This window comes from Roseateles sp. (assembly GCF_039595295.1).
GTDB lineage: Bacteria > Pseudomonadota > Gammaproteobacteria > Burkholderiales > Burkholderiaceae_C > Roseateles.
Window position 1 is genome coordinate 1 of sequence record NZ_JBCNLU010000085.1, and the last position, 3760, is coordinate 3760.

Genomic DNA, 3760 nt, shown 5'->3' on the forward strand with positions numbered 1-3760 from the left:
CCGCATTTCCGGCTGGACCGGCTGGCGATCTGGCATGAGCGCCTGCAAGCGCATCTCGACGGCTTGCAGGTCGCCGGGGCCGCCGGCTGGCGCGCGGCCCTCGACGGCCTGGCCACCGGCGAGGCGGGCGCCGTGTTCACCGCCGCGTGGCTCGCCTTCGGCACCGGGCATCGCGAGGGCATGCGGCATGTGGTCGCGCTCGCCGACGCGGCGCCCGATTTCGCCGACGCCATCGTGTCCGCGCTGGGCTGGCTGCCGTGGACCGCGCAGGCCTGGAGCCTGGCGCGCCTCGCCTCCTCCGCCGTGCCGGCACACCGACGCATCGCGGTGGCGGCCCGGTCGGCTCATCTGGCCCATACCGTCGAGTCCCTCACCGCCCCGTTGCAGGACGAGGACGCCGGCGTGCGCGCACAGGCGCTGAAGGCCGTCGGCCGACAGCGTCTGACCGGACTGCGCGACGCGGCCCAAGCCGCTTATCAATCCGATCGCCATCGGGACTGCCGCTTCGCCGCCGCGGTCGCGTTGGCGCTGCTGCACGAGCGCGGCCCCGCGCTCCGCGCCTGGGATCTGGGGCTGGACTCGCCCGCGTTACGGCGCGAAGGGCTGGAGATTGCCATGCGCCTGGGCGCTCCCGCCGAGGCGCGCCAGTTGATCCGCACGCTCGCCGCCGGCCCGGCGACGAAGCGGGCCGCCGTGCTCGCGGTGGGCGCCTTCGGCGATCCGGCCGCGATGTCCTGGCTGATCGAATGCTGCGGCGATCCTGAACTGGCCCCCGCGGCGGGCGAAGCGATCTCGACCATCACCGGGCTGGACCTGGATGCGCAGGACCTGTCGACGGATCCGCCGTCGCGCAGGGTCGAGGCCGAGGACGACGGCGACGACGACGACGACGACGACGACGACGACGACGACGACGACGAGTCGGGCCGTCACGTCGACGATGCGTTGCTGCCCTATCCCGACCGCGACGCGCTCTGCGCCTGGTGGCAGGGCAGCGCCGGCGCTTTCGCCGCCGGCAAGCGCTACCTGGCGGGCGAGCCGATCTCCGCCGCGTCCATCGTGCGTGTTCTTCGCGACGGCTATCAGCGTCAGCGCGCGGCCGCCGCGCTGGAGCTGTGCGCGTTGGCACCCGACCGTCCGCTCTTCGACACCGGACGGCGCGCCGACCTTCAGCTCGCGGAGCTGCGGCCATGAGGTTCACCAACGTCACCGATCACGCGGCCGGCTGGACCCTGGGCCTGCGCCGCGACGGCCGCGAGTTGCTCGTCGCCATCGTCAAGGCGACCTACACCCTGCCCGTCGCGGGCGAGCCGCCCGAGCGCCATGCGACGCAGCTGCCGCTGGTACAGGCCGACGTCTTCAGCGGCGAGCCCGGCCTCAGCGCGCCGCTGTTCGAGTCGGACTATGCGCACGGCAAGCCCGCCTGCGATGTGCTGCTCATCGGCAGCGCCCATGCACCCGATGGCCGGCCGGTCGACAAATGCCCGGTGGGTCTGCGCGTCGGCGACTGGCAGAAGCAGTTCCTGGCGGTCGGTCCGCGCCGATGGCAGAGGCGCCTCGTCGGAACCACGGCCTCCGCGCCCGAGCCTTTCCTGCGCCAGCCGCTCTCCTACGACGTGGCCTTTGGCGGTACCGATCGCACCGAGGAGGCCAAGGGGCTGGTGCACAGCTACCAGCCCAATCCGGCCGGACGCGGCTGGTGGAAGCATCTGGACCAGATCGACGATCAGCCGCTGCCGCTGACCGAGGCGCTGGGCCAGTCCATCGAATCGCCGCGCGGCGACTACGCGCCGCAGGCCTTCTCGCCGATCGGGCGCAACTGGCAGCCGCGCATCGGCCATGTCGGCACCTACGACCAGCATTGGATGGAGAACATCGCGCCGCTGTGGCCGGAGGACTTCGACGAGCGCTACTTCCAGGCCGCGCCGCCGGACCAGATCCTGCCCTTCCCGCAGGGCGGCGAGCCGGTGCTGCTGCGCAACCTCACCGCCGACGGCCATCGCGCGTTCACGCTGCCCGCGCGGACCATGCCGGTGACCTTCATCCCGCATCGCGGCCGCGACCTGACGCAGACGGCCCTGCTCGACACCATCGTCTTCGAGCCCGACGAGGGTCGCTTCACGCTGACCTGGCGCAGCGTGCTGCCGCTGGGCCGCAGCGTGTTCGACGTCAAGGAGCTCATCACCGGCGACATGCCGCGCGCCTGGCATCGCGACCGCCGCTTCCCCGGCAAGACCTATCACGCCAGCCTGGCCGACGCGGTGCGCGCCAAGGCCGCGCGTCGAAGAGGCCGCGCATGATGGACTGGACCGATCTGGCCTTCGAGCGCTACGGGCTGGTGACCGCGCTGGGCTTCAATGCGCCGGCGACGCTGGCCGCGCTGCGGGCCGGCATCAGCGGCGTGCGTGCCACCAACTGGGATGACCGCGAGACCGGCGAGCCGCTTCGCGGCGCGATGGTCCAACTCCCGCAATGGTGGGAAGGCGTCGGCAAGCTGGCCGATCTTGTCACCCCCGCCATCCACGAATGCCTGTCCGATCTGGCGAGCGACGAGGCGCGCGCCACGCCGCTGCTGATCGCGGTCGCCGCGCCCGATCGGCCCGGCCGCTTCGAGGATCTGGACGCGCGACTGCTGGCGGAGGTCCATGCCCGGCTCGGCTGGGACGCGCATCCGCGATCCGGGTTGATCGCGGCCGATCAGGTGGGCGGCTTCCTCGCGCTGCAACAGGCCATGGCGTTGATCGACGGCGGTCAAGCGCGCCGCGTCGTGATCGCGGGCGTGGACAGCTTCCTGCACGGTCCCACGCTGGACGCGCTGCAACGCCGCCGCCGGCTGATGACCACGGGCAACTCCAACGGCTTCTTCCCCGGCGAGGCCGGCGCCGCGCTGCGCGTGGCTCGCGCGGAGGGGCCGTCCGCGACCGGGCTGCGGGTGCTGGGCGCCGGCATGGCGCAGGAGCCCGCCCCCATCGAAAGCCTGGAGCCGCTGCGCGCGCAGGGCCTGACGCAAGCGGCCCAGGCCGCGCTGAAGGGAGCGGGCGTCGCGCTGCGCGAGGTCGCGTATCGGCTGACCGATCTCTCGGGCGAGCATTACAAGTTCAAGGAAGCGGCCTTCATGGCCGGCCGGCTCAACGGCGGCGATCGCGCCGCGCCGCTGGCGCTGTGGCATCCGATCGAGTACCTCGGCGAGGTCGGCGCCGCCATCCTGCCTTGTCTGCTCGCCCAGGCCGCGCATGCCGCGGCCCACGGCTACGCGCCGGGACCGCTGGGTCTGTGCCACGTCGGCGCCGATGCCGGCGCGCGCGCCGCGCTGGTCCTCGGCTATCGCCATCCCGCCGTGCCGCGCACGCGGACTTCGCCATCCCTGGAGGTCGCCGCCTCATGAGCGCCAATGTCTTCGCCAACGGCCGCGAGGTCTCCGCCAAGAAGGACGACAACATGTCCAACGGCGCGATGCCCGATGTCTGCCTGTCGCCGCCCTCGCCGCCGGCGGGGCCGATTCCGATTCCCTATCCCAACTTCTCCAAGGCCTCCGACACCAGCAACGGCACGCGCACCGTCATGGTCGGCGGCGCGGAGGCGGGCATCAAGACCGACTCCAACTACAAGTCCAGCAAGGGCGACGAGGCGGCTACGAAGTCCCTGGGCATGGGCGTGATGAGCCACCAGATCCAGAACACGACCTACTTCGCGGCCTGGTCCTTCGACGTGAAATTCGAGGGCAAGAACGTCGTGCGGCACCTGGATCTGACCACCCACA

The 3760-nt window shown here is 72.1% G+C and carries 4 protein-coding genes; all 4 read left to right on the plus strand.

The genetic code is table 11. The features are described 5' to 3' along the window. Positions 1–1194 (plus strand): TIGR02270 family protein (locus tag ABDW59_RS24520; RefSeq protein ID WP_343634097.1); only part of this gene is annotated, 1194 nt, incomplete at its 5' end. After that, positions 1191–2300, plus strand: a complete 1110-nt coding sequence (locus ABDW59_RS24525) for a DUF2169 domain-containing protein (RefSeq protein ID WP_343634099.1) — start codon at positions 1191–1193, stop codon at positions 2298–2300. The genes ABDW59_RS24520 and ABDW59_RS24525, both read left to right, overlap by 4 nt. After that, positions 2297–3385, plus strand: a complete 1089-nt coding sequence (locus ABDW59_RS24530) for a hypothetical protein (RefSeq protein WP_343634101.1) — start codon at positions 2297–2299, stop codon at positions 3383–3385. Before ABDW59_RS24525 ends, ABDW59_RS24530 begins: the two co-directional genes overlap by 4 nt. Beyond that, the coding region (locus ABDW59_RS24535; RefSeq protein WP_343634103.1) for a PAAR-like domain-containing protein at positions 3382–3760 on the plus strand (379 nt) is incomplete at its 3' end. The genes ABDW59_RS24530 and ABDW59_RS24535, both read left to right, overlap by 4 nt.

Coding starts and splice junctions, on each gene's coding strand:
- ABDW59_RS24530 (WP_343634101.1), top strand. CDS start 2,297: ATGATGGACTGGACCGATCTGGCCTTCGAGCGCTACGGGCTGGTGACC.
- ABDW59_RS24525 (WP_343634099.1), top strand. CDS start 1,191: ATGAGGTTCACCAACGTCACCGATCACGCGGCCGGCTGGACCCTGGGC.